Origin of the sequence: Streptomyces sp. NPDC056222, assembly GCF_042264065.1 — a bacterium.
In the GTDB taxonomy this organism is placed as follows: domain Bacteria; phylum Actinomycetota; class Actinomycetes; order Streptomycetales; family Streptomycetaceae; genus Streptomyces.
In genome coordinates this window covers 1-1,348 of sequence record NZ_JBHJTL010000217.1, presented here as the reverse complement: position 1 = coordinate 1,348, position 1,348 = coordinate 1, and the positions used below count along the sequence as shown (strand labels likewise).

Sequence of the window (1,348 nt, the reverse complement as noted above, 5' to 3'; positions counted from 1 at the left end):
GTCCTTAGCTTTATCAAGGATTTGAGCCTTTTCTTCGGGGGAAAACGGTACTTTTCGGAAATAATAAACGTACTCCCACTTCTTCCCGACACGATATTTAAACTCGATAATATAGTTCGCGGACATTAGATCGTTCCATGCTGATTTAACCGATTCCTCCTTGTTCTTCCCAAAGCGTTTATATAATTCAGTTTTATGTAATTCCCAAGTTGTAGGGTATGAAAGAAGATTTACAAGCAAACCTAATGCCTGTAATGAAATAGGTTTTTCATTGTTTTTTTGGACTGCCTGTGCGGTTGCAGTCGGAACGATAATATCAGAGTTGTAAGGTAATTGAATCATTTTTGCCATTGTTTATTTCTCCTTTTTGAGAACAAGAAAAAGGCACTATCTCCCTAACAAGCTGGGAAACAATGCCTTTGATTTTTTTCTTGAAACTAACAGGAATATACACTAAAATAAGCGTATAACTTAAAATGTTAGTTACAAGAACTTCGGCAAGTGTTTTCCCTAGTTGGGTAGGGGGAACGGTTATAGTAGGGTTGCAGCCCTCTATAACAGTTGGAGTTCTTTTTCCGTTCATATGTAATTTACTAGAATTATACTTCTATCAAACTAGCAATGCAATGAAATTTGAAGGAAACAATCTTTCTTCAAATCTTTATATCCTAATAGAAAAATGAGAAAGAAAACGTATAGGATAGTTAACAAAAGTAAAGTAATGTGATACCATGATGGTGTATCGTTCACCATGAAAAGTATTTTTTACCGTCATGTGAAATGATACTTTGTGAAGGAGGGTCCGAAACCTTAGACTGTGGGAAGTTAAGTTTTCGGAACCAGTGATCGGAACTGATCAGATGAATGATCAGACCAACAGTGAAATTTTAACGTAAAAATTCTAAACGATTTAGACGTACTCTTTTCGCAGAGAGTGGGAAAAAGAAAAGTCACGGGTGTGGGAACCTGTGACTTTTTCTTGTTATGAATATCATTTTTTGGTTAAAATCATAATAAGTTTTAGGAAGGTGAGTGGGAAATGGCTTTGAATGACCTATTTAAAGTCCGAGGTGCGGGAACACCAACCATAATCACCTTCCCAGGTCCAGTGGCTAAAGCAACATTCTACGGCTTAATGCTATAGTGTGGGAATCACTTTAGCATTATCACTCGGTAAACCAAATAAGCTAGGCGACCGATTGAGTAAAACCAATCGACAACCTTTCTTAATTTGGTTTCGTGAGTGGTAATAAATTTTAACGATTTTTTAACGATTTTTTTCATGGACATGACCTCTTTCTTTCGCAGATTTGGGAGGCCATTCCTTGGACTACTACTACATTATAGC

General features: G+C 36.6%; 2 protein-coding genes. Both read right to left on the bottom strand.

The features are described from left to right. A partial coding sequence (locus tag ACFC0D_RS38590) for a hypothetical protein (protein ID WP_376446789.1) occupies positions 1-351 on the bottom strand: 351 nt, incomplete at its 3' end. Further along, the gene (locus tag ACFC0D_RS38585; RefSeq protein WP_375867853.1) at positions 317-583 is read right to left on the bottom strand and encodes a hypothetical protein; all 267 of its coding nucleotides are present in this window, start codon (positions 581-583) and stop codon (positions 317-319) included. The genes ACFC0D_RS38585 and ACFC0D_RS38590, both read right to left, overlap by 35 nt. Positions 584-1,348 lie beyond the last annotated feature (765 nt).

Excerpts from the sequence above, each read along its gene's own strand:
- ACFC0D_RS38585 (WP_375867853.1), bottom strand. The coding sequence starts at position 583 with ATGAACGGAAAAAGAACTCCAACTGTTATAGAGGGCTGCAACCCTACT.